General features: G+C 47.2%; 24 protein-coding genes and 1 pseudogene. All 25 read right to left on the reverse strand.

The genetic code is table 11. From position 1 onward, the window contains the following. Nucleotides 1-52 precede the first annotated feature (52 nt). On the reverse strand, nucleotides 53-1,327 hold the full coding sequence (locus M1D59_RS12370) for a tetratricopeptide repeat protein (protein ID WP_458117444.1): 1,275 nt from the start codon (nucleotides 1,325-1,327) through the stop codon (nucleotides 53-55). 232 nt (nucleotides 1,328-1,559) lie between these two features. Continuing rightward, a complete protein-coding gene (aroA, locus tag M1D59_RS12375; protein ID WP_023857440.1) occupies nucleotides 1,560-2,846 on the reverse strand; it encodes a 3-phosphoshikimate 1-carboxyvinyltransferase in 1,287 nt (428 codons plus the stop codon). A 10-nt stretch (nucleotides 2,847-2,856) separates the two neighbouring features. Continuing rightward, nucleotides 2,857-3,972 (reverse strand): prephenate dehydrogenase, encoded by a 1,116-nt coding sequence (locus tag M1D59_RS12380; RefSeq protein ID WP_025811226.1) that lies wholly within the window; start codon nucleotides 3,970-3,972, stop codon nucleotides 2,857-2,859. Nucleotides 3,973-4,026: 54 nt separating this feature from the next. After that, complete coding sequence (hisC, locus tag M1D59_RS12385; RefSeq protein ID WP_020451948.1) at nucleotides 4,027-5,112, reverse strand: histidinol-phosphate transaminase; 1,086 nt, start codon at nucleotides 5,110-5,112, stop codon at nucleotides 4,027-4,029. A 9-nt stretch (nucleotides 5,113-5,121) separates the two neighbouring features. Beyond that, nucleotides 5,122-5,926 (reverse strand): annotated as a pseudogene (gene trpA, locus M1D59_RS12390) (tryptophan synthase subunit alpha). Further along, nucleotides 5,895-7,121 (reverse strand): tryptophan synthase subunit beta, encoded by a 1,227-nt coding sequence (gene trpB / locus M1D59_RS12395; RefSeq protein WP_020451950.1) that lies wholly within the window; start codon nucleotides 7,119-7,121, stop codon nucleotides 5,895-5,897. The pseudogene trpA and the gene trpB overlap by 32 nt, the downstream one beginning before the upstream one ends. Then, nucleotides 7,102-7,758, reverse strand: coding sequence for a phosphoribosylanthranilate isomerase (locus M1D59_RS12400; RefSeq protein ID WP_023857445.1), 657 nt, complete (start codon nucleotides 7,756-7,758; stop codon nucleotides 7,102-7,104). Before M1D59_RS12400 ends, trpB begins: the two co-directional genes overlap by 20 nt. Further along, nucleotides 7,758-8,516: an indole-3-glycerol phosphate synthase TrpC gene (gene trpC / locus M1D59_RS12405; protein WP_026579382.1), complete on the reverse strand. Its 759-nt coding sequence runs from the start codon at nucleotides 8,514-8,516 to the stop codon at nucleotides 7,758-7,760. Before trpC ends, M1D59_RS12400 begins: the two co-directional genes overlap by 1 nt. Beyond that, entirely contained in the window at nucleotides 8,509-9,525 is a 1,017-nt protein-coding gene (gene trpD / locus M1D59_RS12410) for an anthranilate phosphoribosyltransferase (protein ID WP_023857447.1), read from the reverse strand. Before trpD ends, trpC begins: the two co-directional genes overlap by 8 nt. After that, nucleotides 9,497-11,044, reverse strand: coding sequence for an anthranilate synthase component I (gene trpE, locus M1D59_RS12415; RefSeq protein ID WP_458117445.1), 1,548 nt, complete (start codon nucleotides 11,042-11,044; stop codon nucleotides 9,497-9,499). The genes trpD and trpE overlap by 29 nt, the downstream gene beginning before the upstream one ends. A gap of 247 nt (nucleotides 11,045-11,291) precedes the next feature. Beyond that, the gene (gene aroH / locus M1D59_RS12420) at nucleotides 11,292-11,675 is read right to left on the reverse strand and encodes a chorismate mutase (RefSeq protein WP_023857449.1); all 384 of its coding nucleotides are present in this window, start codon (nucleotides 11,673-11,675) and stop codon (nucleotides 11,292-11,294) included. After that, entirely contained in the window at nucleotides 11,672-12,760 is a 1,089-nt protein-coding gene (gene aroB, locus M1D59_RS12425; RefSeq protein ID WP_458117446.1) for a 3-dehydroquinate synthase, read from the reverse strand. Before aroB ends, aroH begins: the two co-directional genes overlap by 4 nt. Then, nucleotides 12,760-13,932 carry a chorismate synthase gene (aroC, locus tag M1D59_RS12430; RefSeq protein WP_020451957.1) on the reverse strand — a complete coding sequence of 391 codons (1,173 nt, stop codon included), beginning with the start codon at nucleotides 13,930-13,932 and terminating at the stop codon, nucleotides 12,760-12,762. The genes aroB and aroC overlap by 1 nt, the downstream gene beginning before the upstream one ends. 71 nt (nucleotides 13,933-14,003) lie before the next feature. Beyond that, nucleotides 14,004-14,771, reverse strand: coding sequence for a CheR family methyltransferase (locus tag M1D59_RS12435; RefSeq protein WP_026579378.1), 768 nt, complete (start codon nucleotides 14,769-14,771; stop codon nucleotides 14,004-14,006). Nucleotides 14,772-14,911: 140 nt separating this feature from the next. Next, on the reverse strand, nucleotides 14,912-15,358 hold the full coding sequence (gene ndk / locus M1D59_RS12440; RefSeq protein ID WP_026579377.1) for a nucleoside-diphosphate kinase: 447 nt from the start codon (nucleotides 15,356-15,358) through the stop codon (nucleotides 14,912-14,914). A 124-nt stretch (nucleotides 15,359-15,482) separates the two neighbouring features. After that, nucleotides 15,483-16,445, reverse strand: a complete 963-nt coding sequence (gene hepT, locus M1D59_RS12445) for a heptaprenyl diphosphate synthase component II (RefSeq protein ID WP_020451959.1) — start codon at nucleotides 16,443-16,445, stop codon at nucleotides 15,483-15,485. A gap of 29 nt (nucleotides 16,446-16,474) precedes the next feature. Next, nucleotides 16,475-17,173 carry a demethylmenaquinone methyltransferase gene (locus tag M1D59_RS12450; protein ID WP_020451960.1) on the reverse strand — a complete coding sequence of 233 codons (699 nt, stop codon included), beginning with the start codon at nucleotides 17,171-17,173 and terminating at the stop codon, nucleotides 16,475-16,477. 2 nt (nucleotides 17,174-17,175) lie between these two features. Then, complete coding sequence (locus M1D59_RS12455; RefSeq protein ID WP_023857454.1) at nucleotides 17,176-17,952, reverse strand: heptaprenyl diphosphate synthase component 1; 777 nt, start codon at nucleotides 17,950-17,952, stop codon at nucleotides 17,176-17,178. A gap of 143 nt (nucleotides 17,953-18,095) precedes the next feature. Continuing rightward, nucleotides 18,096-18,326, reverse strand: coding sequence for a trp RNA-binding attenuation protein MtrB (gene mtrB / locus M1D59_RS12460; RefSeq protein ID WP_023857455.1), 231 nt, complete (start codon nucleotides 18,324-18,326; stop codon nucleotides 18,096-18,098). Between the two features lie 27 nt (nucleotides 18,327-18,353). Beyond that, complete coding sequence (gene folE / locus M1D59_RS12465) at nucleotides 18,354-18,923, reverse strand: GTP cyclohydrolase I FolE (RefSeq protein ID WP_020451963.1); 570 nt, start codon at nucleotides 18,921-18,923, stop codon at nucleotides 18,354-18,356. Between the two features lie 209 nt (nucleotides 18,924-19,132). After that, nucleotides 19,133-19,411, reverse strand: a complete 279-nt coding sequence (gene hbs / locus M1D59_RS12470) for a non-specific DNA-binding protein Hbs (RefSeq protein ID WP_003183006.1) — start codon at nucleotides 19,409-19,411, stop codon at nucleotides 19,133-19,135. Between the two features lie 417 nt (nucleotides 19,412-19,828). Next, on the reverse strand, nucleotides 19,829-21,307 hold the full coding sequence (spoIVA, locus tag M1D59_RS12475; protein ID WP_020451964.1) for a stage IV sporulation protein A: 1,479 nt from the start codon (nucleotides 21,305-21,307) through the stop codon (nucleotides 19,829-19,831). Between the two features lie 201 nt (nucleotides 21,308-21,508). Further along, nucleotides 21,509-22,225, reverse strand: coding sequence for a hypothetical protein (locus M1D59_RS12480; RefSeq protein WP_020451965.1), 717 nt, complete (start codon nucleotides 22,223-22,225; stop codon nucleotides 21,509-21,511). A gap of 22 nt (nucleotides 22,226-22,247) precedes the next feature. Beyond that, nucleotides 22,248-22,451 carry a DUF2768 domain-containing protein gene (locus tag M1D59_RS12485; RefSeq protein WP_458117447.1) on the reverse strand — a complete coding sequence of 68 codons (204 nt, stop codon included), beginning with the start codon at nucleotides 22,449-22,451 and terminating at the stop codon, nucleotides 22,248-22,250. A 325-nt stretch (nucleotides 22,452-22,776) separates the two neighbouring features. Further along, nucleotides 22,777-23,817 carry an NAD(P)H-dependent glycerol-3-phosphate dehydrogenase gene (locus tag M1D59_RS12490; protein ID WP_026579376.1) on the reverse strand — a complete coding sequence of 347 codons (1,041 nt, stop codon included), beginning with the start codon at nucleotides 23,815-23,817 and terminating at the stop codon, nucleotides 22,777-22,779. Between the last annotated feature and the right edge of the window lie 3 nt (nucleotides 23,818-23,820).

Consider the following 23,820-nt stretch of genomic DNA (forward strand, 5'->3'; position numbering starts at 1 on the left):
TCGCATCTTGTGTATTACTTTATAAATTCCACACAAACCGATCATATCCTGCTTATTCAAAGGAATTTTCATCTTCGATTCTGAAAATCGTCTCCTGGACTTCCTCGTTTGCCGGGTCGAGCTCTGCCAGTTTTTTCAGCAGAGGCAGCGCTTCTTTTCGCCGTCCTTCTTCTAGCAGAAACATTGAATATTCGTAAAGGAAATCGGCGTCATCCCGATAGTGCAAAAATGCGTTCTCATATTCCTCACGCGCCTTGTCGTACACCTCTGTCCGGGCGAACGCCGATGCCAGATGCCAGCTGAACTTCGGATCATCCTCTCCGTATTTGCGCACTTCCTGTACAAGTTCAATAATGCTCTCATCGTCGTCTTCTTCAAGAAACAGGGCAAGCAGGGTATGGACGGCTTCCAGAAATCCGGGGTCCAGCGCCAGCGCTTCACGAAGCAGCTCTTTCGCTTCCGAATGCCTTTTCGTTTTTAAGGCTGCTTTTGCAGCAGAAAGATAAAGCTCTTTGTTGAATTCATCGAAGCGGATTCCTTCTTTTGCCGTTTCAAATGCTTCTTCATAAAGCCCTTCTGCTTCAAAGCTTTTTGCCAGAGGCTTGTAAAGTGAAGAATAAGCAGGATCCATTTCCTTCAGCTCTGTCAGTTGTTTAATCGCAGTTTTAGGATACCCCGCTTTCAGCGCCGTAAAACCAAACCCGAACAGTGTGTTGGGCTCCGGGTTCTCCTTGACGGCTTTTTCATACCATTCAAGCGCTTCTTCAAACGCGCCGGATGAACTTAATGATTCCGCCAGCCTTTGGTACACATTGACGCCGCCGATGACGGCTTCTTCTTCGGCCGCTTTTTTGAATTGACGGACCGCTTTGCCGTAAGCTCCCTGAGTGAAATACAGCTCTCCCAAGGCAAAATCGATAATCGGCTCATCCGGCAAAATGGCTTGGGCCTTTAACAGCTTTTGCTCGCTGACTTCAAACAGACCCTGCATCTGATAGAGGTCAGCCATTAAAAGCAGGCACTGCGGGTACGCTTCATCTGTTTCCGGAATCGTTTCGAGCACGCTGAGCGCTTTTTCTTCCTGGTCGGTTTCGATGAGGAGTTCGGCATAAAAGCATGTCAGTTCCGTTTCATCCGGATACAGTTCATGGAGATCATTCGCTATGGCGATAGCCTTATCGACAATGCCCCATTCGTAATACAGCTGAGCTACTATGGCTTTGTCTTCATCATGAAGGTCAGACTCGATATCAGCAAGCTTTTTCAATCCGCTTTCCGGGTGGCCTGCTTCAACTAATTTTATGGCTTCTTGAATCGAAGTATTCAAATCTAAACGTCCCTTTCTTTCGTCAATTCATCGCCTGCCGTATCAGCCGGCATATCGCGGTGAGTTACTTACTATCATAATTCACGCGGCGGCTTCCGGCAAATATGTTGCCCGCACACCTGTATGAAGCAGATTGATTCTGTTAAGACAAGCTATGCGGGAGACATTCGTTTTATGATCAAACGCCCGGCTTTCATGATTTTCCGGGCTGAAAAAGCCTGAGCACAAGGCTTCAGGCTTTTTTTGCAAGCTTTTCAATATGTTCAAAAAACGAAGGATATGAGACGCTCACAGCTTCAGGCTGTAAAATGTCGATCGGCTGCTCGCAGATGCAGGCGGCGATTCCCAGCATCATTCCGATCCGGTGGTCCCCGTGGCTTGAGACTTTCGCGCCGCCTGTAAGAGGCGTCCTGCCGTGAATCTTCATCCCGTCTTCTGTCGGCTCGATGTTCGCACCGATTTTTTTCAGCTCTGAGGCGACGGTATCGATTCGGTTCGTTTCTTTTACTTTGAGCTCAGCCGCGTCTTTGATGACCGTCGTTCCTTCAGCCTGTGTAGCGAGAAGAGCGATGATCGGTATTTCATCGATGAGGCGCGGGATCAAATCGCCCGAAATCTCAGCGGCTTTCAAAGAGGACGTTTTGATTCTGAGATCGCCGTACGGCTCGGCGTTTCCGGCATTTTTTTCTTCGATTTCAAGATCGGCCCCCATTTCTTTCAAGACATCGATGATTCCCGTCCTGGTCGGATTGAGTCCGACATTGCGAAGCACGACTTCACTGTCAGGAACTAGGGAAGCCGCTGCCAGGAAAAACGCAGCTGATGAAATATCACCCGGCACGAAGACTTCGGCCGCTTTCAGCTGCTGCCCGCCCTCAATTGTTACGCTTGTTTCATCTTCCTGAAGGCTGACACCGAACATTGACAGCATCCGTTCCGTATGGTCTCTTGATTTATGAGGCTCCGTCACCGTTGTGGCGCCTTCGGCCTGCAGACCTGCAAGCAAAACGGCAGATTTGATTTGCGCACTTGCAACAGGCGACTGAAAATCGATCGCTGCCAGATGTCCGCCGCGGACAGAGAGCGGTGTATATTCCCCTCCGGCGCGGCCGTCGATTTTCGCTCCCATTTTTCGAAGCGGTTCTGTGACACGCTTCATCGGCCTTTTGGCGATGCTCTCATCGCCGGCGACTGTGCTGTGAAACGGGCGTCCTGCCAAAATGCCGAGCATCAGCCTGATCGTCGTTCCGGAATTCCCCACGTCAAGGAGTTCCGCAGGTTCAGCCAGCTGATCGAGCCCTTTGCCGAGGACGGTGACATCACTGCCATTCTGTTCGATTTCCACACCCATTTTCCGAAAGCAGGCGATCGTGCTCAAGCAGTCGGCTCCTGGCAAAAAGTTTTTGATGACCGTTTTCCCTTCTGCTATGGCTCCGAACATAACAGAGCGATGAGAGATGGATTTATCTCCCGGAATATGAAGCTCTCCTTTTAGTGAACTGATTTTTCCTCTTTTCATGTGTTCCACCTCAATCAGCATAAAATGTTTCATATTTTGCGCGGGTTTGAATGCATTTTTCGGCGCGTTTTCGATCTTCATCGGATTGAAAGCTGATTCTGAGAACACCGTTTATGTCTTCCCTTGTTTCAATAATCCGGATGTTCGTAATGCTGATTTTCTCGTCAGCGAGAATCGCCGTAATTTCCGAGATGACCCCGGGATGGTCGGGGACATCGACATAAAGATCGTAAAAGGAAGGAATCGCGCCTTTTTGCCGCAAAGGCAGACCGTCGCGGTATTCCTTGGCCTGCCGAAAAAATTCAAACAGCCCGTCTGCATCTTCATTTTCGATAAAAGACTGGATTCTGTCCAGCTCAAATTTCCATTCGTCAAACCGTTCCAATATTTTATCTTTATTGTGCAAAAGAATATCGCGCCACATCGCCGGGCTGCTTGAGGCAATTCTCGTAATATCGCGGAAGCCCCCTGCGGCAAAACGCTTGACGAGCGGATAATGATCTTCGAATTTGACGGTCTGGTGGACGAGACTGGCCGCTACGACGTGCGGAAAGTGGCTGATTACGCTTGTAACGGCGTCGTGTTCAGCCGGAGACATTTCCACAAACTTTGCATTTGTTCCTTTGAGCAGATCTTTTAAGGAAGCAACCGCTTCTTTGCCGGCGGAGCCGGAAGGCGTCAAAATGTAAAACGCGTTCTCGAAAAGGAAGTCTTTGGCGGCTGCGACGCCCGATTTATGCGATCCGGCCATCGGATGGCCCCCGATAAACCTGTATTCATCCGGCAGCACTTTCTCGGCATGGCTGACGACCTTTTGTTTCGTGCTGCCGACATCTGTAATGAGCAGCTTTTTTCTGATGCCTGAAGCGGCAAGTTCATCAAGCATGTGAAGCGTCTGTTCGACCGGCGCCGCTAAAAAAACGGTTGATGCTTCTTTCACCCCTTCTAAAAAAGAAACAGCCGGAGCATCAATAACGCCAAGCTTTTGTGCAGCTCTTGCCTGCTCTTCTGACACGTCAAACCCGATGATCCGTTTGCCGGGGTGTTCCTTTTTGATGGCAAGGGCGATCGAACCGCCGATTAAGCCCAAACCGGCCAATAAAATCGTTTCATTTGGTTGAGTCATTTTTTATCACCTAAGTTCATCAATAGACTAAAGAGGTGACTGAATCATCACCTCTTACAACATGCCGGCTAACGTTTTCAACAAGCCTTCGTTCTGTTCCTTCGTACCGACCGATATTCTAAGGAATGTCGGAAAGCCGAGCGCATTCCCCGATCTGACGATATAGCCTTTTTTCAGCAGCTCCATGAAAAGTTCGTCTGCATTCCGTTTAAAATCGATCAGCACAAAGTTCGTTTGTGAAGGATAGTAATTTAGCCCGTGCTCATCACAGAAATCGTAGTACTGTTTGAGCCCTTCATTGTTTTTTCTCACGCAATCGTCGATAAATGCCTGATCGCCCAGCGCGGCAAGCGCGGCAGCCTGGCCGAGCCGGTTTGTATTAAACGGCTGTCTCGCCGGCTCAACCGCCTGAATCAGCTGTTCAGAGGCAATCCCGTAGCCAACCCTCAAAGACGCTAAACCGTAAGCTTTTGAAAACGTCCTGAGAATCATCAAGTTCGAAAAGCGTTCCAAAAGCGGAATGGTCTCAGGGTAGTCTTGAGCCGTTACGTATTCGTAATAAGCTTCATCGACGACAGCAAGGACATGTTCCGGGACTTTTTCAAGAAAACGGATCAGGTTGCGGCTGGATTCATACGTTCCGGTCGGATTGTTCGGGCTGCAAACCCAGACAACCTTCGTCTGTTCATCGATCGCCTCCAGCATTGCATCCAGGTCGTGGCAGCCGTTTTCAAGCAGGCCGATTTCCCTGACTTCCGCTCCTTCGATGACAGCATTGTGCTTGTATTGTGAAAATGTCGGATTCGCCATTACAGTGTTTGATGCAGGATCCAACAAAGAGCGGGAAATAATTTGAATGACTTCGTCCGTTCCGTTTCCAAGGATGATGTTCGTTTCGTTTACGCCGAGATGGGAGGCAAGCTTTGTTCTTAATGCCGCACTATAGCCGTCAGGATAGAGAGCCATTTGCTGCACTTCGGTCTGGAGCGCTGCTTTTGCCGCTTCCGAACAGCCGTAAGGATTTTCATTTGAAGCGAGCTTGACGACCCGGTCGAGGTTGAATTCTTTTTTGACCTCTTCAATCGGTTTGCCCGGCTTGTAAGGCGTTAATTGTTTTAACTGTTCTTTAATTTGCAACATTCTGTCACCTCATTTTACCATGTACGATCCGCTAAATGTCTTAGCGTATGCCTCAAACGCCTTTAAGGCTTGTTCCCTTGTCTCAGGGGCGATGAGTTCGTCTTTCAGCTCTTCGATCTTTCTGACAAGGGCGCTTCCCACGACAACGCCGTCCGCCAGTTCATTCATCATCTCCACTTGTTTGGAGCTGGAAATCCCAAACCCAACGGCAACCGGGACGGAGCTCATTCCTTTAACTGACCTGATAAATGAAGAAACAGAATCTTCGAATTCATTGCGCACACCTGTCACACCGAGCGAAGAAACGCAATACACAAAGCCTTCCGCTTGCTGCGTTATTTTTTGAATGCGCGATTCGCTTGTCGGCGCGACCAGCGAAATATAGGTAATCCCGTGTTTTTTACACTGCTGCTGCAAATATACACTTTCCTCAAAAGGAAGGTCCGGTACAAGGAGTCCGTCTAGCCGATTTTGTCGCAGTAAAGCGAAAAAGTGATCTGTATCTAATTGTAACACAGGATTATAATACGTAAAGAGAATAATCGGAATATGGACGCCGTTTTTTTTTCATTTCACCGCCAAGCCTGATCGCTTTTACGATGTTCATGTCGTTGTCAAGCGCCCTTTTGGATGCGCGCTGAATCACCGGGCCGTCAGCGAGCGGATCAGAATACGGAACCCCGAGTTCAAGGGCGGACGCCCCCGCCTCTTGAAGGGATTTCGCCAGCTCGATCGAGATTTCAGGCAGCGGGTCTCCCGCTGTAATAAACGGAACAAATAACTTATCGGACGGCTGTTTTTTCAGATTGAACATCTTGATTCACCTCTTCTTCCAACACCTTCATCAAGGTATGGACGTCTTTGTCTCCCCTGCCTGAAAGGCAGACGAGAACACTTTTCTCTCTCGGCAGTTCTTTAGCGATGTCAAATGCTTTTGCCAATGCATGGGCGGATTCAATAGCCGGCAAAATGCCCTCTGTCTCTGTCAGCAGCCTTAATGCCGAGACCGCTTCATCATCAGTGACAGATTCATATGTGACGCGCCCTGTTTGATGAAGATGAGCGTGCTCGGGGCCGACCCCCGGATAATCAAGTCCTGCTGAGATGGAATAAGGCTCAATGATCTGTCCGTACTCGTCTTGAATCAAGTAGGTCAAAGAACCGTGGATAACGCCTTTTGTACCCTTTGTGATCGTTGCCGCGTGAAGGGGGGTGTCGACACCTTTTCCCGCAGCTTCGACTCCGATCAGTTCAACAGTTTCTTCAATGAATGCGCTGAACATCCCGATCGCATTGCTTCCGCCTCCGACACAGGCGACAACTTTATCGGGGAGGCTTTGCTCCAATTGATAAAACTGCGCTTTCGCCTCTTCGCCGATCATCCGTTGAAATTCACGGACGATATAAGGATACGGGTGCGGCCCGACGACGGAACCGATCATGTAAAAATGATCCTGGCAATGCTGAACCCAGTAACGGATCGCCTCGTTTGTAGCATCTTTTAATGTCCCGTTTCCGCTTGACACCGGAACGACCTCCGCTCCCAAGAGCTTCATCCGGAACACGTTCAGCGATTGTCTGGCAACATCTTCTTCACCCATAAAGACAATGCATGACAAGCCGAACTTTGCAGCGACAGTCGCCGCAGCCACGCCGTGCTGCCCTGCGCCGGTTTCAGCGATGAGCTTTGTTTTCCCCATTTTCTTGGCCAACAGAGCCTGGCCGAGGGCATTGTTGATTTTGTGGGCGCCTGTATGGTTTAAATCTTCTCTTTTTAAATAAATCTTCGCTCCGCCCAGCTGCTTTGTGAGCCGGTCAGCGAGCGTCAAAGCCGTCGGCCTGCCTGAGTAGTCTTTTAAAAGCTTTTGATAATCCTTTTGAAACGAGGGGTCGTCTTTCAGTTCAAGAAACGCTTTTTCGATTTCTTCCAAAGGCTGCATGAGTGTTTCCGGCACGAATTTCCCGCCAAAATCACCAAACCTGCCTTGTTCATTCGGATATGAATACATGTTCGAACATCCTTTCTTCTAAAAGGCCGATCAGCTTTTCGCTTTTCCTGCCTCTTTCTTCAATTCCGCTTGCCAGGTCGATTCCCGGCGGGCGCCGCTTTAAAAGATCCACGATTGTGTCCGGGTTCACGCCCCCGGCGATAAACAGTCGCTTTCTTTCTCTTTGCGCTGCATCTTTATACATCGGAACGCTGTCCCACGAAAACGAAACGCCCGTTCCTCCTCTGAGCCCTTTAACAGACGAGTCGATGACATACCCGTCGATGTAAGGTGCGAAAGATGCCATGCGCTGAACGGTATCATCCCCATGGTGGAGCGCCTTCCAAATCTCGCAGTCTGTCATGCTTTTCAGCCGCTTGATGTCTGCCTCTGTTTCATCTCCGTGAAGCTGGATCACGTCCAAACCGGCATCTTTTACGATTTCTGCTATTCTGCAAATATTTTCATTAACAAAGACGCCGACAAGCTTTTTACCCGCTGTATCCGTTTTGCCACACCAGCGTTTCACATCCTCCGGGTCTGCCGACCGTCTGCTTTCGGCGAAAATAAATCCGAGGTAATCGGCTTTCGAGCGGGCTGTCACCTTTAAATCTTCCAATGAATGAATCCCGCAATATTTTAAGCCCGGTTTCTCCATCATCCGTTCTCTCCGAATAACGCATGGACAGCCTCCAGCTGTGACGGCTCTCTCATTAACGATTCGCCGACTAGCACAGCCCGGGCTCCGCACGCTTTTACAAAAGCGAGGTCTTCCGATTGTCCGATGCCGCTTTCGCTGATAAGAACGCTCCCTGACGGAACGAGTTTTGCCATACGCTCCGTTTGCCCGACGGATGTTTCAAAGGTTTTTAGATTTCGATTGTTTACGCCGATGATTTCGGGTGTAAAGACATTTAAAATACCTTCAAGCGTCTCTTCGCCATGAACTTCGACAAGCACATCCATACCTTTTTCAGCAGCTTGCTGATAGAGGTCAAACAGCTTTTGCGGTTCAAGCGCTTCTCCGATCAGCAGGATCGCATCCGCTCCGATGCGGTCCGCTTCTTCAACCTGAATGGAATCAATGATAAAATCCTTGCGCAGTACTGGCAGCGAAACCGAGCGTTTCACATCTGACAAATAACTGTTCTTCCCTTGAAAAAAAGGTGTATCTGTCAGAACAGACAAACAGTCGGCTTTAGCCTGTTCGTACTCTTTAGCGATTTTTACGGGCTCAAAGTTTTCCTGAATCACACCTTTTGACGGTGAAGCTTTTTTCACCTCCGCAATTAAAGCGACAAACCGGTTAGGAGAAAGAAGCGCCTTTTTAAATGACCGCTTTGGCAGCTTCAAATCTTCCGGCAGTTCGATTTTCAGAATGTCTTCTCGTTTTCTATCAATAATTTGATTAAGCATACAACTCTTCCTCTTTCTGTTTTAATCGTTCCAGCTGATCAAGCGCCTCACCGCTTGCAACAGCTTCTAAAGCGAGTGCAACGCCTTCTTTTAAACCCGGCGCCTGTTCTGCGACGTATAAAGCGGCTCCGGCATTAAACGCTGCGATATGAACAGCCGAATCCGGAGCGCGGTTTTTCAAAATATCGACGATGAGACGGCCGCTTTCTTCAGGCGTCGCCACCTGAATGTCGCTTATCCTGCCGAACGGCAGACCGACATCGCCAGGCTCAACGGTGTATTCGTATGTTTTGCCGCCTTTCAGTTCAATCACATCTGTCGGCGATGTGATCGACAGTTCATCAAGACCGTCCCGGCTCGATACAAACAATACGTGTTCCGGTTCAAACGCTTCAAGTGCGCGGGCCATGAGCTTTGCTTTTTCAATCGAGTAGACGCCGATCACCTGGCGCTTGGCTTTCATTGGATTGCTGAGCGGGCCGAGCAGATTGAATACGGTTCTAAAAGCCAAATCCTTCCTTGCGCCGGCCACGTGCTTCATGGAAGAGTGATAGCTTGGCGCATAGAGGAATCCCATATTGCGGCGTTCAATGCTCTGAATCGTTTCTTCAGGCGACGTCTGAATTGAAACGCCGAGATATTCGAGAACATCAGCGCTCCCGCTTTTTGAAGAAACGGAACGATTACCGTGTTTGGCGATTTTTGCCCCGGCTGATGAAGCGATGATCGCCGCCGCTGTGGAAATGTTGAAGGTGGAGCTTCCGTCTCCTCCGGTTCCGCACGTATCAACAACATCTTCCGGCCCGTTTATTGTTTGCGCCTGCTCCCGCATGGCTCTGACAAATCCCGCAATCTCTTCAGCCGTTTCTCCCCTGTAGGCGAGAACGGACAGGAGGCCTCCAATTTCCGCGGCGCTCAGCGAGCCGGTCATCATGTCACGCATGATGCTGTGTGCCTCGGTTTCATTCATTGTTCCTCCATTAACGCATGATTTCAGCAGTTCGTTCATTGCCGTCCTCCCCCTTTTCGAGAAACATTTCTTCAGCGATTTGAATCGTTTTTAACAGAGCCCCCGCTTTATTGCAGGTCTCTTCCCACTCTTTTTCAGGCACGGAGTCGGCTACGATGCCTGCTCCGGCCTGGATGGACGCCACTCCGTTTTTCACGCTCATCGTCCGGATCGTGATGCATGAATCGATATTTCCGTCAAATCCGATATAAGCAATGCATCCCCCATATGTTTCCCTCGGTTCGGGCTCAAGTACATTTAAAAGCTGAATCGCGCGGATTTTCGGAGCGCCGGTCAAAGTTCCGGCCGGAAATGCGCTCATTAAAGCGTCTACCGGATGAACGCCCGCTTTTAACGAGCCGGTTACGATCGAAATGATGTGCATGACGTGTGAAAAGGAAACGATTTTCGTAAACTCGGGCACTTGGACAGATCCGTACTCAGCTACTCTGCCGATATCATTTCTCGCCAAATCGACGAGCATGTAGTGCTCCGCTTTTTCTTTCTCATCAGCCAAAAGATCTTTTTCGAGCCGCTTATCTTCAGCCTGATCACCGCCTCTTTTCCTCGTGCCGGCAATCGGATGAATTTCAAGATGACCGTTTTGAACATGGATCAGGCGTTCAGGCGAGCTTCCGACGAGATCGCGGTCAGGAAGCTTCATGTAGTACATGTACGGGGACGGGTTGACCATTCTCAGCACTCTGTATAACTCAAAAGAACTGACCTTCACCGGAATATCGAACCTTTGCGAAAGGACGCCTTGAAAAATGTCTCCCGCTTTAATGTACTCTTTCAAGCGATTGACATCGGCCAAAAACCGGGATTTCTCATATGTTGATTGAACCCCTTTAAAGCTGGGGGCCGTGTGCCGTCCTTGCGGGAGAAACAGCTCTTTCGTCGTTTTCCGGCCTGACAGCCTGTGTGTAAGCTGTTTGAGCTCTTCTTTCCCCTTTTTAAAAATGCGCTGTTTCTCCTCCCTTGTTTCACTGCCTTCAAGCCTTGCATAGTGGATGAAATGCAGCTTTTTCAGCTCGTGATCATAGGCGATCATCGTCCGGCAGACAAACAGGAGGCATTTTTCCATCTCCGTTTCTTTGCTGTGCCCTTTGACGGACGGTTCAATGAGCGGCATTAAATCATAGCTTAAATAGCCGACCGCTCCCCCTGTAAACGGGATGTCGAGCTCAGGCGCTTTGATCGAATATGTCTCCGACATCCATTCGAGAATTTCTTTTAACTGTGAAGCTGAATATAGCTTTTTCTGCTTTTGATCGCAGGCGTGAAACCGGCCGCATTCTTCTTTGATCGTCAAAAAGGGATCCAGACCGATGAAAGAATATCTTGACCATGCAGAGGTTTCATCCTGGCTTTCCAGCAAATACACGATGTTTTCCTGCAGCTTCTCGACCAATTGAACGGGCGTCAGCGTATCGACGGAAAAACTCTCAATTATCGGTATTGTTTTAAAGTGTGAAGTATCCTCTGAAAAAGAGGCAAAATCGGTTTGCAGACTCAACAATCTCTCACTCCTTATTCAGGCGGAGAGAATGAGAAGAAGGCCTTTAGAGGACAAATGATTGAATTGAAGAGGGGAAAACGAAACAAACCCAAAAGAACAGCGTCTTTTGGGTAGAATGAATAAACGTTTTGTCTCAACTCAGCTCATCTCAGCTCATTCTCAATCTACCCTAGTCTCATACTCAGCTTTTCTAAACTAAAACCCCATACACACTCCTGTGTATTTCAAGGTTTCTACAATCGTATTACAATTCAGTATTTTTTGTCAATGATAAATCAGGTCTGAGCGTTACGGCATTTTCTAAATAAACGTGGCGGACTTCATCCTGCCGCATATCCGTCTGAACCGTCATCATCACTCTGATGCATTTTTTAAGAGCGTGTTCAACATCCATTTCCTGCATGCACATGACGGGCACATGCTGCCAGCCGTCAAACGTTCTGACGACCTTTGCGGGAAAAGCAGCGTGAATATCGGAAGTGGCAGAAATGAAGATCTGCACGACTTGCTCAGGTTTGAGTTGATTTTCATCGATCATTTTTCCGATCAGCTGCTTCGTCCGCTCCGTAATGTCTTTTTCTGTATCCTGGTCAACTGTCGTCGCTCCCCGAATTCCGCGCATCATCATTTGCCTCCCTCCAATCTCCACATATTCAGCCATCGTTCAATTTCATCGGCTTTAAAGGAGTGCAGCCGCACACTGCCGATCTTATCCAGCAGAACAAACTGAATGATGCCTCTGCGTGTTTTTTTATCGTTCATCATTCGATTGATGAGAGCTTCTGTTGAAACTTCGCGTTTTACGCTTTCCGGATAGCCGAGATTTTTCAGCCAGGCGGCGATTTTTGTGCGGTCAACAGGACAATTCAACACCTTTTCGCTGACAAACAAAGCAAATTGCATGCCTAAAGCGACAGCGTCGCCATGGGTCATCTCTCCGTAGCCGTATTCGGCTTCAACGGCGTGGCCAAGCGTGTGCCCAAAATTCAGATAGGCCCTGATTCCTTGTTCGCGCTCGTCTTGTGAGACAACTTCCGCTTTAATCGAAATGCCTTTGTACACCATTTCACTGAGCTGGCCGGTCGTAATCGCTTTAATTGAATCAATTTTAAGCAATTCGCTCAAGAAAGATTCATCACGGATAAATGCGTGCTTAATGACTTCCGCAAGACCTGAACGCATTTCTTTTTCAGAAAGCGTGCTCAAGCATTCGGTATCATAAACCACCGCCTTCGGCTGATGAAAAGCGCCGATTAAGTTTTTTCCGAGCGGATGATTAATGGCAACTTTCCCTCCGACCGCGCTATCATGAGACAGCAGAGTCGTTGGGAATTGCACATAATCGATGCCCCTCATAAAAGTTGAAGCGACGAACCCTGCAAGATCGCCGACAACGCCGCCGCCCAACGCCACAATGCATGACGAACGGTCAAGGTGAAATTGAATGGCTTCCGTCTGGAGCTTCATAAACAGATCGATTGATTTGGCCTGTTCACCGCTTGGCACCGCAACCTTTTTGACGGGCCATTTGCTGCGGAGAAGGCCGAACAGTTCTTCTCCATAGTGTTTATCAACTTCTTCGTCGGTGATCAATAGCACTTTCGTCATCGGAAGGTTCAAGGATGACAAGAGCTCTGCCGCGTTTTTTCTAATGCCTCCCCCGATGAACACCGGGTAGGACAAAGAAGCGGTTTCGATTTGAAGTGATTTCATTAAAACTCCCTCGCAAGCTTTCTCATTTTCTCAACATTTTCAGCGATCCGGTCCATTTGGTCAACGCCAAACTGCTCGACGATCGCCTTGGCGATTTCCCATGCAACAACCGCTTCAGCCACTACGCTTGCGGCAGGGACAGCGCAGGAATCGGAACGCTCGATGCTTGCTGTAAACGGCTCTTTCGTCTCGATATCAACGCTTTTGAGCGGTTTGTATAACGTTGGAATCGGCTTCATCACGCCTCTGACGACAATCGGCATTCCCGTTGTCATCCCGCCTTCAAGGCCGCCGAGACGGTTTGTAGCGCGCGTATAGCCTTTTTCTTCGTCCCAAATGATTTCGTCATGGACTTCACTGCCGTTTTTGCGTGCAGCTTCAAAGCCGATGCCGAATTCAACACCTTTAAAAGCATTGATGCTCAGCACGGCGGCAGCCAGCTTGCTGTCGAGTTTGCGGTCGTAATGGACATAGCTGCCGACTCCTACCGGCACCCCTTCAACAATCACCTCGACGATTCCGCCGATCGAATCGCCATTTGCTTTTGCTTCATCGATCGCGTCCATCATTTTTCTGCCCGCTTCTTCGTCATAGCATCTGACAGGAGACTCTTCGGTTACTTTTTTCAAGTCTTCGATAGATTCATAATTTGTTTTTTCGGCTTTTACTCCGCCGATCTCCAGCACGTGGCCGGCCACTTGGATGCCGAGCTGGGAAAGGATCTTTTTGGCGACGGCTCCTGCCGCCACACGGACGGTCGTTTCTCTGGCAGATGAACGTTCAAGCACGTTGCGCATATCTCTGTGCCCGTATTTGATCGCGCCGTTCAAATCAGCGTGACCCGGTCTTGGCCTTGAAATCTGTCGTTTCATTTCGCTTTCTTCTTCAGCCGTGATCGGCTCTGATCCCATGATTTTCGTCCAGTGTTTCCAGTCGTTGTTTTCGACGACGAGAGCGATCGGCGATCCAAGAGAACGCCCGTGCCTTACACCGCTTGTGATCCGTGCCTGATCTTTTTCGATTTGCATCCGGCGTCCGCGGCCGTGGCCTTTTTGACGTCTTTGAAGCTCGTAATCAATGTCTTCTGTTGTGATATAAAGCCCTGCTGGGACTCCTTCGATAATTGTCGTAAGCTGCGGACCGTGAGATTCACCGGCTGTTAAATACCTCATGCTTTCGTTCTCCCTTCATCACATTAACGCTTTTAAGTAAAACTATAACATAACCTTTTATAAAAAGTCAGCTAACTTTTTTGATAGAAAAACGTATCTGTCGATTGAAAACCGTATTTTTCCGGATTGAAGATCTGTTCCGTGCTTCCGACAAACAAAACTCCATTATTCTTCAAACTGCCGCTGAACTTATGATAGATCCTCTCTTTTGCTTCCTCTGTAAAATATATGAGAACATTGCGGCATACGATGATATCAAAATCTTTCTCATATGCATCAGCCAGTAAATTGTGTTTTTGAAAGCGAATGTTTTTCTTGATCTCGTCTTTGACGGCAAATCGGTTTCCGTCTTGCGTAAAATAAAGTTCCTTTATCTCTTTCGGCACTTCCTGCAGAGATCTTTCCTGATACACGCCTTCTTTCGCTTTCGCAAGAACTTTGTCATCGATATCTGTTGCGATGATCTGATAGTCTGAGAGGCCTTTCTGTCTGCTTAAAATCATCGATAATGTATACGGCTCTTCACCGGTTGAACATGCCGCACTCCATACTTTCAATGTTTTCGCAGGCTTTAAGAGCGGGAGGATGGTTTTTTCGAGAACCTCCCACCTCTTATAGTTTCTGTAAAATTCTGAAACATTAATCGTCATCCTGTCCAGCGTTTCCTGCAGAAGAGCTTCATTCTTTTCTAAAGCAAGCGCAAATTCGCGGAAATCGCCGTACCCCTTTTTTTCATAAAGAGATGTTAGCCTTCTTTTCATTTGCGCTTCTTTGTACAATGCCAAATCCACACCAGTTATTTTTTTCCATTTATCAACAAAGAAACTGTAATTGTCCATGTTTTCTCTCCTAATCGTCGTGCTGATATGAGTACAATTATAGCTTGTTTTCTTTTAAATTTGTATCTTTAAAAAGAAAAAAGCCTGCCCGGCGGCAGCCATTCTGATCCATATAAAAAAATCAGCTTTTCAGCTGATTTTTAGTAAATCCATTGATTCATTAACTTCTCGTCTTCAACAAGTTCGTCTTCTTTAAAAAACAAGTTGATTTCGCGTGCTGCACTTTCAGGAGAATCTGAACCGTGAATGATATTTTTTCCGACAAACATGCCGAAGTCTCCGCGAATTGTTCCTGGGAGCGCTTCCTTAGGGTTCGTCTTCCCGATCAGCTGTCTGGCGACCGCGATTGCTTCTTCGCCTTCCCACACCATGGCGAATACCGGGCCTGAAGTAATAAAGTCGACAAGCTCGCCGAAAAACGGTTTGCCGTTATGTTCTTTATAATGCTCGCCTGCCGTCTCTTCTGAGACCTTCATCAGCTTGGCTCCGATTAATTGTAAGCCCTTACGTTCGAATCTTAACAAAATTTCGCCGATCAGCTGACGCTGAACGCCGTCAGGTTTTACCATCACAAAGGTTTTTTCCATAGTCGATTCTCCACCCCGCTAATATGTATAGGCTTTCAACACTACAACAGAAATATAGCATTTTTCAAACAATTAATCAATAAAGGGTGGAGAATATTCATACTTTCGACTCATTTGTCTTTTTTTAGAACTTTCGTTTACCGATGTATTTCGCAATTTGACCCAGTGCCGTCCGCGCCCGGTTTTTCGGGAGCGTTTCAAGCAGTGCGAAAGCCTTATTTAAATACATTTCGCTGACTCTGAACGATTGTTCGATAGCATCGGTTTTCTTCAGTTCTTCGATCACTGGTTTGATCTGTTCCGGAGTCGTTTCACTGTTGACCAGCATAAGCCGCGCTTTTAATTCAGGCGATTTCCGTGCATATAATACGGGAAGCGTGACATTCCCCTGAAGCAGATCACTACCCACAGGCTTGCCAAGCTCTTTTTCGCTTGAGGTGAAATCGAGGATGTCATCAATAATTTGATAGGACATGCCGACATAATAGCCAAACCAGTACAACGTTTTATGAATGTTTTCACCCGCGCCGGCAGCAATGGCGCCTAGCTGGCAGCTCGATGCGATCAGAAGGGCTGTCTTGCGCCTGATTCTCCGCAAATAGGTTCTGAGGTTTTGCTCCATATTATATTTATCTTTGATTTGTTCAATTTCTCCAAGACAGACTTCGACAATCGCCTTGGACAAGATTTCATGGGCTTTCGGTTCGTTTATTTTCGTCATCGCTTCAAGTGAGCGAGCGAACAAATAATCACCTGTGTACATTGCAATCCGGTTATCCCACTTCGCTTTGATAGTCGGCTGTCCCCTTCTAAGCTCCGCATCATCGATGACATCGTCGTGTACGAGCGAAGCCATATGTATCAATTCCAATGAAACAGCGACATTTTTAATTTTGTTGATATCGTATTCACCGAACATGCCGGAAAGCAGGACAAACACAGGACGAATCCGCTTGCCTCCGGCCTGCAGCAAATGCAGGCTCGCTTCACTTAGCAATGGATAGTCGGAGTGCACGGTCTTTTCAAGCTCTTTTTCTATTAATTCAATATCGTCATTTAAAAAAGAATAAAACGTTGTCAATTTCATATCGATTCACCCGAGTATTTCAGTAGTCATCATCGCTTCAAGCCGACATGTGTAGCCGCTACGCCGCCTGTGAACGGATGATATTGAACATTTTCTAATCCAGCCTCTTCAAACAATGCAGCAAGCTCTTTCATACCAGGAAATTCCCTGGCCGATTCCTGAAGCCATGAATACTCCTTAAAGCTTTTGGCAAAGAGCTTTCCAAACATGGGCATAATAAAACGGAAGTACAGGAAGTACAGCTGTTTGAACCCGAACATTTCAGGCTGGGACGTCTCAAGGCATACAACCTGGCCGCCGGGTTTTACCACGCGCGCCATCTCTTTTAATACGGTTAAATAGTCGGGAACATTGCGAAGCCCGAAGCCGATGGTGACATAGTCGAACGTATTGTCCGGGAAGGGCAGTTCCATCGCGTTGCCGTGGATCAGTTCGATCTGGCTGTAGCTGTCGGTCTTTTGTTCGGCGATGCTCAGCATGTTTTTGCTGAAATCAAGGCCCTTGATTTCCCCTGTCTCTCCGGCCGCATCAGCGAGCGCGATTGTCCAGTCGCCCGTCCCGCAGCAGACGTCAAGCGCTTTGGCTCCTTTTGGTACGTTCATGAGCTGCATCGTTTTGTCGCGCCATTTTTTATGCTGTTTAAAGCTGATGACGGAGTTCATCTGGTCGTAATTTTTATAAATCTTTTCAAACACGCCGTGTACGCGCTGTTCTTTTGACTGCACCATGATTACCCTTCTTCCACTTTCTGATGATAAGTTCGTTTTTCAGGCCGAATTTCCTGCAGGCGTTTCAGAAGCCATTTTTGGACGGCGGGCTTTGCAGCAAGCGACTGGTTGATCGCAAGCTTGGCTTCTTCATAAGCCGCTGCAGCCAGCTGTCCGCATGAAGCCTGGTCTTCCGGAAACTCTTTCTGTATGATCGTCTCCAGCAGCCGGGAATCTGAAGCTTTTTCTTCGGCCGCAAACCTTTTAAACACAAGAAAGTCATTGGCGGCTGTTTTCCAGTGAGGCAGGTAAAAGTGGTCGGCGAGATGGTGAAAAAGTGCAGCTTCCACTATGCTGACGCTTTTTTTCAGGCTGTCCGCATCTTTTGCGGAATGGTCGTAAATCCTGATTTTATGTTCGTTTATTTCTTTGATGGCCGCAGCGAGCGTCCGAATCATATAAATATCCTTCATACCCGATAACAGCGAGTAGTACATGCCGCTGAAATAATCACCGGCCAATACGGTCAGCTGGCGGTTTTTATAGTCGTCCTGCTTAATTGAAGCTGCGGTCGTGACTTCATCATGGGTATCAAGGGCTGTTTGAACAAGCATCGCCGTTAAGATGTAACTTTCCTTGTCAGCTTCTTTTAAATCCGTTTCCTCAAACAGAGCGTAGAAAAGAAACAGCTTATCCTCATCAACTTTCGGCGCAGTCAAATGCTTCGCCAAATATGGATGTGAAAGCTTTTGATTCAGCTTGATTTTCAAATAAGATAATTGTCCGTAGATGTCTTGCAAAGATATCACCCTTGTCCCAAAATTCGCAGTTTTTCTTTTTGATTGATTATGTATCTTTTTTGAGCGGAGAAAGTTTAATTATACCATAATATGTTGAAAGATATTGTCTTATGCCACGCAAACGGCCATAAAAGGCCGGCTATCTATTTTTTCGACTCGCTTTTCATCTCGCCGTTTGCCGTCTGAATCAGGGCCTCGCCCCGGATCTTGATCGCAGAGGTGTGCTCGGTAAACTGGCAGATCATCACCTCTCCTTTATCAAGCTTTTCTGAATGATGAAATCTTGTGTCCGTGCCCCTCGTCAGGCCGATCACGTTGACGCCGTCTTCGACGGCTTTGATAACGACAAAATCATTCGATTGATTATTGGTCATGTTCATCGCACACCTTCTCATTTTTAATCATGATGTTTTGATAAGCTCCAACACCTCAGAGCGAGCGGCTACATCTTGTCTAAACGTTCCTCTTACGGCTGAAGTGACAGTTTTTGAACCCGGCTTTTTCACGCCGCGCATCGTCATGCACATGTGCTCGGCTTCAACAACAACCATGACACCGTGCGGAGTCAGCGTTTCAACAATGCTGTCGGCGATTGTTGACGTAATCCGCTCCTGCAGCTGCGGGCGCTTTGCCACCGCTTCAACGGCTCTCGCCAATTTGCTGAGTCCTGTCACTTTTCCCCCTTTAGGGATATAAGCTACATGGGCTTTCCCGTAGAAAGGGACTAAATGGTGCTCACACATTGAATAAAAGGGAATATCTTTAACAAGAACAAGCTCTTCGTGATCCTCGCCGAAAATCGTTTTGAAATGCTCTTTCGGATCTTCGTTTAACCCTGCAAATACTTCGGCGTACATTTTCGCGACTCTTTTCGGTGTATCAAGAAGGCCTTCACGGTTCGGATCTTCTCCGATCGCCTCCAATATTTGCCGGACAGCTTGTTCAATTTGTTCTTTGTTGATTTCTCTCATTGTTTTATATCCTCCAGAAACGCATACATTTAATTCAGATTCTAGCACACTTCAGCTTATAAAAGCAAAATGAAAGGTTTTTTGCCGGCAAAATGTTTTCCATCTGAAAAAAAGCCTTAAAATTATGAAAAGCCCCTTTGAAAAGGGGCTTTCCTGTGAAGAAACAACATGGTATGTATTACGCGCGAAAACGGCATATATACATACAATTATTTTCCTGCTACAGCGTCTTTAAGCGCTTTACCTGGTTTGAAAGCAGGTACTTTGCTTGCAGGGATTTCGATTTCTTCACCTGTTTGAGGATTGCGTCCTTTACGAGCTGAGCGCTCACGAACCTCAAAGTTACCAAAACCGATCAATTGAATTTTTTCACCGTTTTTAAGTGCATCTAAAATTGTATCAAAAACAGAATCAACTGCTTTAGTAGCGTCTTTTTTAGATAGTTCGCTTGCTTCTGCAACCGCATTGATTAGTTCTGTCTTGTTCATGCCTTTCACCTCCTCCCAAAAGGTATCAAACAATAGATTATCATCATTTCTTCACAGTTCAACCTGTTTCTATACCTGTTTGAACAGAAATTTCAAATAAATATAGAAAAGGCATTTCACGGCTTTCAGTGAAAATTTCACTTTGAGAGGAACGTTTGTCCAGTAAAGTGAAGATTTTCTGTATGTAGATTAACACATCTGAATAACCATATCAAGCATTTTAAAGCGATGATCCCTTATTCGTCAAGGTTTAAGCAGAATGAAACGAACAAATATTCCTGTTTTTCCTTTTTTAATCATAATCTTTCCTATATTTCCAGCCGCTTGCCCCTGCCGTCTCAATCCCTTTCACGGCGCCTGTTCATCCTGTTTCAGGCATGAAAAAAAGACCTCCCGTATGATAAGAGGCCTTCCCTTTTATAAGATGATCGCAATCAAGCCGCCTGATCCTTCATTGATGATGCGCTCGAGCGTCTCCTTCAGCTTATATCTTGCATTTTCAGGCATGAGGGACAACTTCGCCTGAATTCCTTCTCTGACGATGGAGCTCAGGCTCCTTCCGAAAATGTCGGAATTCCAGATTGACAGCGGATCATCCTCAAAGTCCTGCATTAAATAGCGGACAAGCTCTTCGCTCTGCTTCTCTGTTCCGATGATTGGCGCAAACTCGCTCTCCACATCGACTTTGATCATATGAATCGACGGCGCCACCGCTTTCAGGCGGACTCCGAATCTTGACCCCTGCCTGATGATTTCCGGTTCATCAAGGCTCATATCGGTTAATGCGGGAGCAGCGATTCCATAACCGGTTTGTTTCACCATTTTCAACGCATCTGATACTTGATCATATTCGGTCTTGGCATGGGCAAAATCCTGCATGAGCTGAAGGAGATGATCCTTTCCTCTGATTTCAACGCCGACGACTTCCCTCAAAATTTCATCGTACAGGTAATCCGGCGCGTACAAATCGATTTCGGCGATCCCCTGGCCCATTTCAATTCCGGCGAGGCTGGCGCGCTCGATAAAATCAAATTCGCTGAAGTGTCCGACGACGCGGTCGACATCTCTCAGTCTTTTAATATCTTTGACGGTTTCTTTAACGGAATCTTGATAGTTTTCCCTGAGCCAATGATTCTCTTTTAATACCATGACCCAGCTCGGAAGATTGACGTTGACTTCGAGTACAGGGAATTCGTAAAGCGCTTCTCTGAGAACGCTCAGAACGTCTGCTTCCCTCATGCTTTCAACGCTCATCGCCAGCACCGGAATGTCGTATTTCTCCATCAGCTCTTGCCTGAGCGCTTCCGTTTCCGGATGGTACGGCCTTACGGAATTGATGACCATGATAAACGGTTTTCCAACCTCTTTTAATTCATCGATCACCCGTTCTTCAGCCTCGATATAATCCTGTCTGGCGATTTCTCCAATCGTGCCGTCAGTCGTAATCACAACACCGATGGTGGAGTGTTCCTGGATGACTTTTCTCGTGCCGATTTCGGCAGCTTCGTGAAACGGAATCGGCTCTTCATACCAAGGAGTGTTGATCATTCTCGGCCCGTTTTCATCCTCGTATCCCTTTGCTCCGGGTACAGTATAGCCGACACAGTCGACAAGCCTTATATTCACATCGAGTCCGTCACTGACATGAACTGACATTGCCTGATTCGGAACAAACTTCGGTTCAGTTGTCATAATGGTTTTGCCAGCGGCACTTTGGGGGAGCTCATCTTGTGCGCGCGCCCGGTCTGCTTCATTGTTGATATTCGGGAGCACCACTAGCTCCATAAATTTTTTAATAAACGTAGATTTTCCTGTACGTACAGCTCCTACGACACCTAAGTATATATCGCCTCCTGTTCGTTCAGCGATATCCTTGAAAATATCGACCTTTTCCAAGTGATCCCCTCCCGGACTTCCAATCCTTTTCAATTTTTTACTTCTTCATCAATCAAAAACAGGACACTATAGTGTATGACGTTGTCCTATTTCAATATGACAGCTTAGGGAAATTTTTTCGGCATGCATGAAAAAACCTTTCTCCTCATTGTATGCTGAGGAGAAAGGTTCATGACTGATACTTGCATTTTGACCGATATTCTATTCGAGAAAAACAGGTTCCTGTTTGTCATTCACTGTATACTTTACCGAAAACGCCGGAACAAAAGGCGTCTCTTTCCACATCAAATCCTGAATTTCCTCACCCGGCTTTACCGTTTTTTTCGACCGCTTTATCAGGTTGGCCAAATCCACTCGGTAATCCACTTGAATGTCGCCTTTTTCATCGACGAGAAGCGGCAGCGAGGTGCCGGAAAGCGGACTCGTGACAGAAGGCGCCTCTTTCAGTCCGAGCTTTTCATGGTCAAGCATGAATAAGTGATTGGATACGACTTTTTTATACGGCGGATACTTGTGCTGATCTTTATACATTTCGACCCGAAGCTTTAGCTCTCTGATCATTTCCGACATTTTTATATCAATGAGCTTGACCGTCGGCTTTTTTTCTACATCGACAAGAACGTACAAGTACTCTCCGCCGCTTTCATAGGAAGTACCCGGCGGCTCAGCCATATACCGGGGGGACAGCCTGTTAAAATCGATAGGGTATTTTTGATAGATTGGAACGCTCATATCCCTTGTCTTAATCGGCAGAAGCCCTCCCGTCGCCTCCCTGAATTCATCAACGGCCGCCTGCACTTCTTTGAGCTGGTGCTGATACGGCACGCTGTTTTTCGCCTTTCTTTCTTCAGGGTACAAACAGCCGCTTAGCATGATTGCGGTCAATACAGTAACAAGCAGTGCGTTTACGATTTTCATATGAATCTTCCTTTTTTATGCTTTATTCGTTGACGGGACCGCTGAAGACGACAAAAAAGACGATCACGCCGGAGATGAGCATACATGTATAGGCGACGAACGACGTGAGCAATTTTAAAAAACGGTTTTTAAATTTATATCTGCTTATGTATATGGCAATCACCGCTAAGAACATCAGGCCCATTGATCCCAAGGCAAACCACATTTTTAACAGACCGACATTCACATTGAAGCCCTCCTTCTACCTTTTCTTGTGATGTAAGCGTTATATTTCATTTTATATAAGAAAAACCAGAAGTTCAACAGCTTTTCCAATATTTCAAAACGGAAAAAACCGCAAAAAAAACCTGAAGCAAAGAGGGGGGCTTTGCTTCAGGCATAACGATTGTGACTATATAACCCAATTGGTAAGATACAGCTCTTCCAGACTTCGATTCTATTTTATGCAAGTCTTCGGACAAATGTATCCTCTCTTGCCTAAGTCTCCAAAATGTTTCGGTTTTTTTAAAACGAACTTAGAGGAGAGTATAAAGCAGTTGGTGATGGAGTGGTCATTTCATTTGATTTTCAAATGTGTTCACAAGATCTTCCATCTCGTGTGTTTTGACTCTCGCCATCAATGATTCGACTGCCGTCTCAACTTTTTCGCCGTCAAACAATACTTTGTGCAATGCCTCGGTAATCGGCATTTTCACATCAAATTTCTTTGAAAGCTGATAAGCGGCTTTTGTCGTGCGGACCCCCTCAACGACCATCCCCATTTCTTCCAGAACTTCATCCAGTTTGAAGCCTTTACCCAGCATATTACCGGCTCGCCAATTTCGTGAATGGACGCTCGTGCAGGTGACGATCAAATCCCCGATTCCTGTAAGCCCCGAGAATGTCAGCGGGTTTCCGCCCATTTTCGTGCCGAGTCGGGCGATCTCTGCCAAGCCCCTTGTAATCAGCGCAGCTTTCGCATTATCTCCGTACCCCAAACCGTCTGTAATGCCCGCGGCAAGCGCAATGACGTTTTTCAGCGCGCCGCCGATCTCTACGCCGATCATATCCGGATTGGTATACACGCGGAAATTCTGATTCATAAACATATCCTGGATCGCCTGTGCCGATTCAATGCTGCTGTCGGCAGCTACGGTTACGGTCGTCGGGTGTCTTAAACCGACTTCTTCCGCATGGCTCGGTCCGGAGAGAACGACGATGTCCTCCCTTAATTCAGCCGGAATTTCCTCTTTCATCATTTCAGAAATGCGGAGCAGTGTGTCAGGCTCAATTCCTTTTGAAACATGTACAAAAATCGCCTTTTGGTCGATGAAGGAAACAGCCTGTGCGAGAACTTCGCGGATCGCTTTTGTCGGAACGGCGACGATGATCGTCTTGACATCGGCCACTGCAGCTTCGAGATCTGTTGTGGCATGCACGTTTTCAGAAAGTTTGACACCCGGCAGATAATCTTTGTTTTCATGGTGTTCATTAATTTGCTGAATCAGTTCTTCACGATGGCCCCAAATGCACACATCGTACTGGTTGTCCGCCAAAACGAGCGCCAAGGCTGTTCCCCAGCTTCCGGCTCCCAAAATCGATACTTTTGTCATTTT

This window comes from Bacillus sp. PK6-026, from assembly GCF_054161455.1.

Excerpts from the sequence above, each read along its gene's own strand:
- aroA (WP_023857440.1), bottom strand. The coding sequence starts at position 2,846 with ATGAAAAGAGGAAAAATCAGTTCACTAAAAGGAGAGCTTCATATTCCG.
- M1D59_RS12380 (WP_025811226.1), bottom strand. The coding sequence starts at position 3,972 with ATGACTCAACCAAATGAAACGATTTTATTGGCCGGTTTGGGCTTAATC.
- hisC (WP_020451948.1), bottom strand. The coding sequence starts at position 5,112 with ATGTTGCAAATTAAAGAACAGTTAAAACAATTAACGCCTTACAAGCCG.
- trpB (WP_020451950.1), bottom strand. The coding sequence starts at position 7,121 with ATGTATTCATATCCGAATGAACAAGGCAGGTTTGGTGATTTTGGCGGG.
- M1D59_RS12400 (WP_023857445.1), bottom strand. The coding sequence starts at position 7,758 with ATGGAGAAACCGGGCTTAAAATATTGCGGGATTCATTCATTGGAAGAT.
- trpC (WP_026579382.1), bottom strand. The coding sequence starts at position 8,516 with ATGCTTAATCAAATTATTGATAGAAAACGAGAAGACATTCTGAAAATC.
- trpD (WP_023857447.1), bottom strand. The coding sequence starts at position 9,525 with ATGAACGAACTGCTGAAATCATGCGTTAATGGAGGAACAATGAATGAA.
- aroH (WP_023857449.1), bottom strand. The coding sequence starts at position 11,675 with ATGATGATGCGCGGAATTCGGGGAGCGACGACAGTTGACCAGGATACA.
- aroB (WP_458117446.1), bottom strand. The coding sequence starts at position 12,760 with ATGAAATCACTTCAAATCGAAACCGCTTCTTTGTCCTACCCGGTGTTC.
- aroC (WP_020451957.1), bottom strand. The coding sequence starts at position 13,932 with ATGAGGTATTTAACAGCCGGTGAATCTCACGGTCCGCAGCTTACGACA.
- M1D59_RS12435 (WP_026579378.1), bottom strand. The coding sequence starts at position 14,771 with ATGGACAATTACAGTTTCTTTGTTGATAAATGGAAAAAAATAACTGGT.
- ndk (WP_026579377.1), bottom strand. The coding sequence starts at position 15,358 with ATGGAAAAAACCTTTGTGATGGTAAAACCTGACGGCGTTCAGCGTCAG.
- hepT (WP_020451959.1), bottom strand. The coding sequence starts at position 16,445 with ATGAAATTGACAACGTTTTATTCTTTTTTAAATGACGATATTGAATTA.
- M1D59_RS12450 (WP_020451960.1), bottom strand. The coding sequence starts at position 17,173 with ATGGTGCAGTCAAAAGAACAGCGCGTACACGGCGTGTTTGAAAAGATT.
- mtrB (WP_023857455.1), bottom strand. The coding sequence starts at position 18,326 with ATGACCAATAATCAATCGAATGATTTTGTCGTTATCAAAGCCGTCGAA.
- folE (WP_020451963.1), bottom strand. The coding sequence starts at position 18,923 with ATGAGAGAAATCAACAAAGAACAAATTGAACAAGCTGTCCGGCAAATA.
- hbs (WP_003183006.1), bottom strand. The coding sequence starts at position 19,411 with ATGAACAAGACAGAACTAATCAATGCGGTTGCAGAAGCAAGCGAACTA.
- M1D59_RS12480 (WP_020451965.1), bottom strand. The coding sequence starts at position 22,225 with ATGAAAATCGTAAACGCACTGCTTGTTACTGTATTGACCGCAATCATG.
- M1D59_RS12490 (WP_026579376.1), bottom strand. The coding sequence starts at position 23,817 with ATGACAAAAGTATCGATTTTGGGAGCCGGAAGCTGGGGAACAGCCTTG.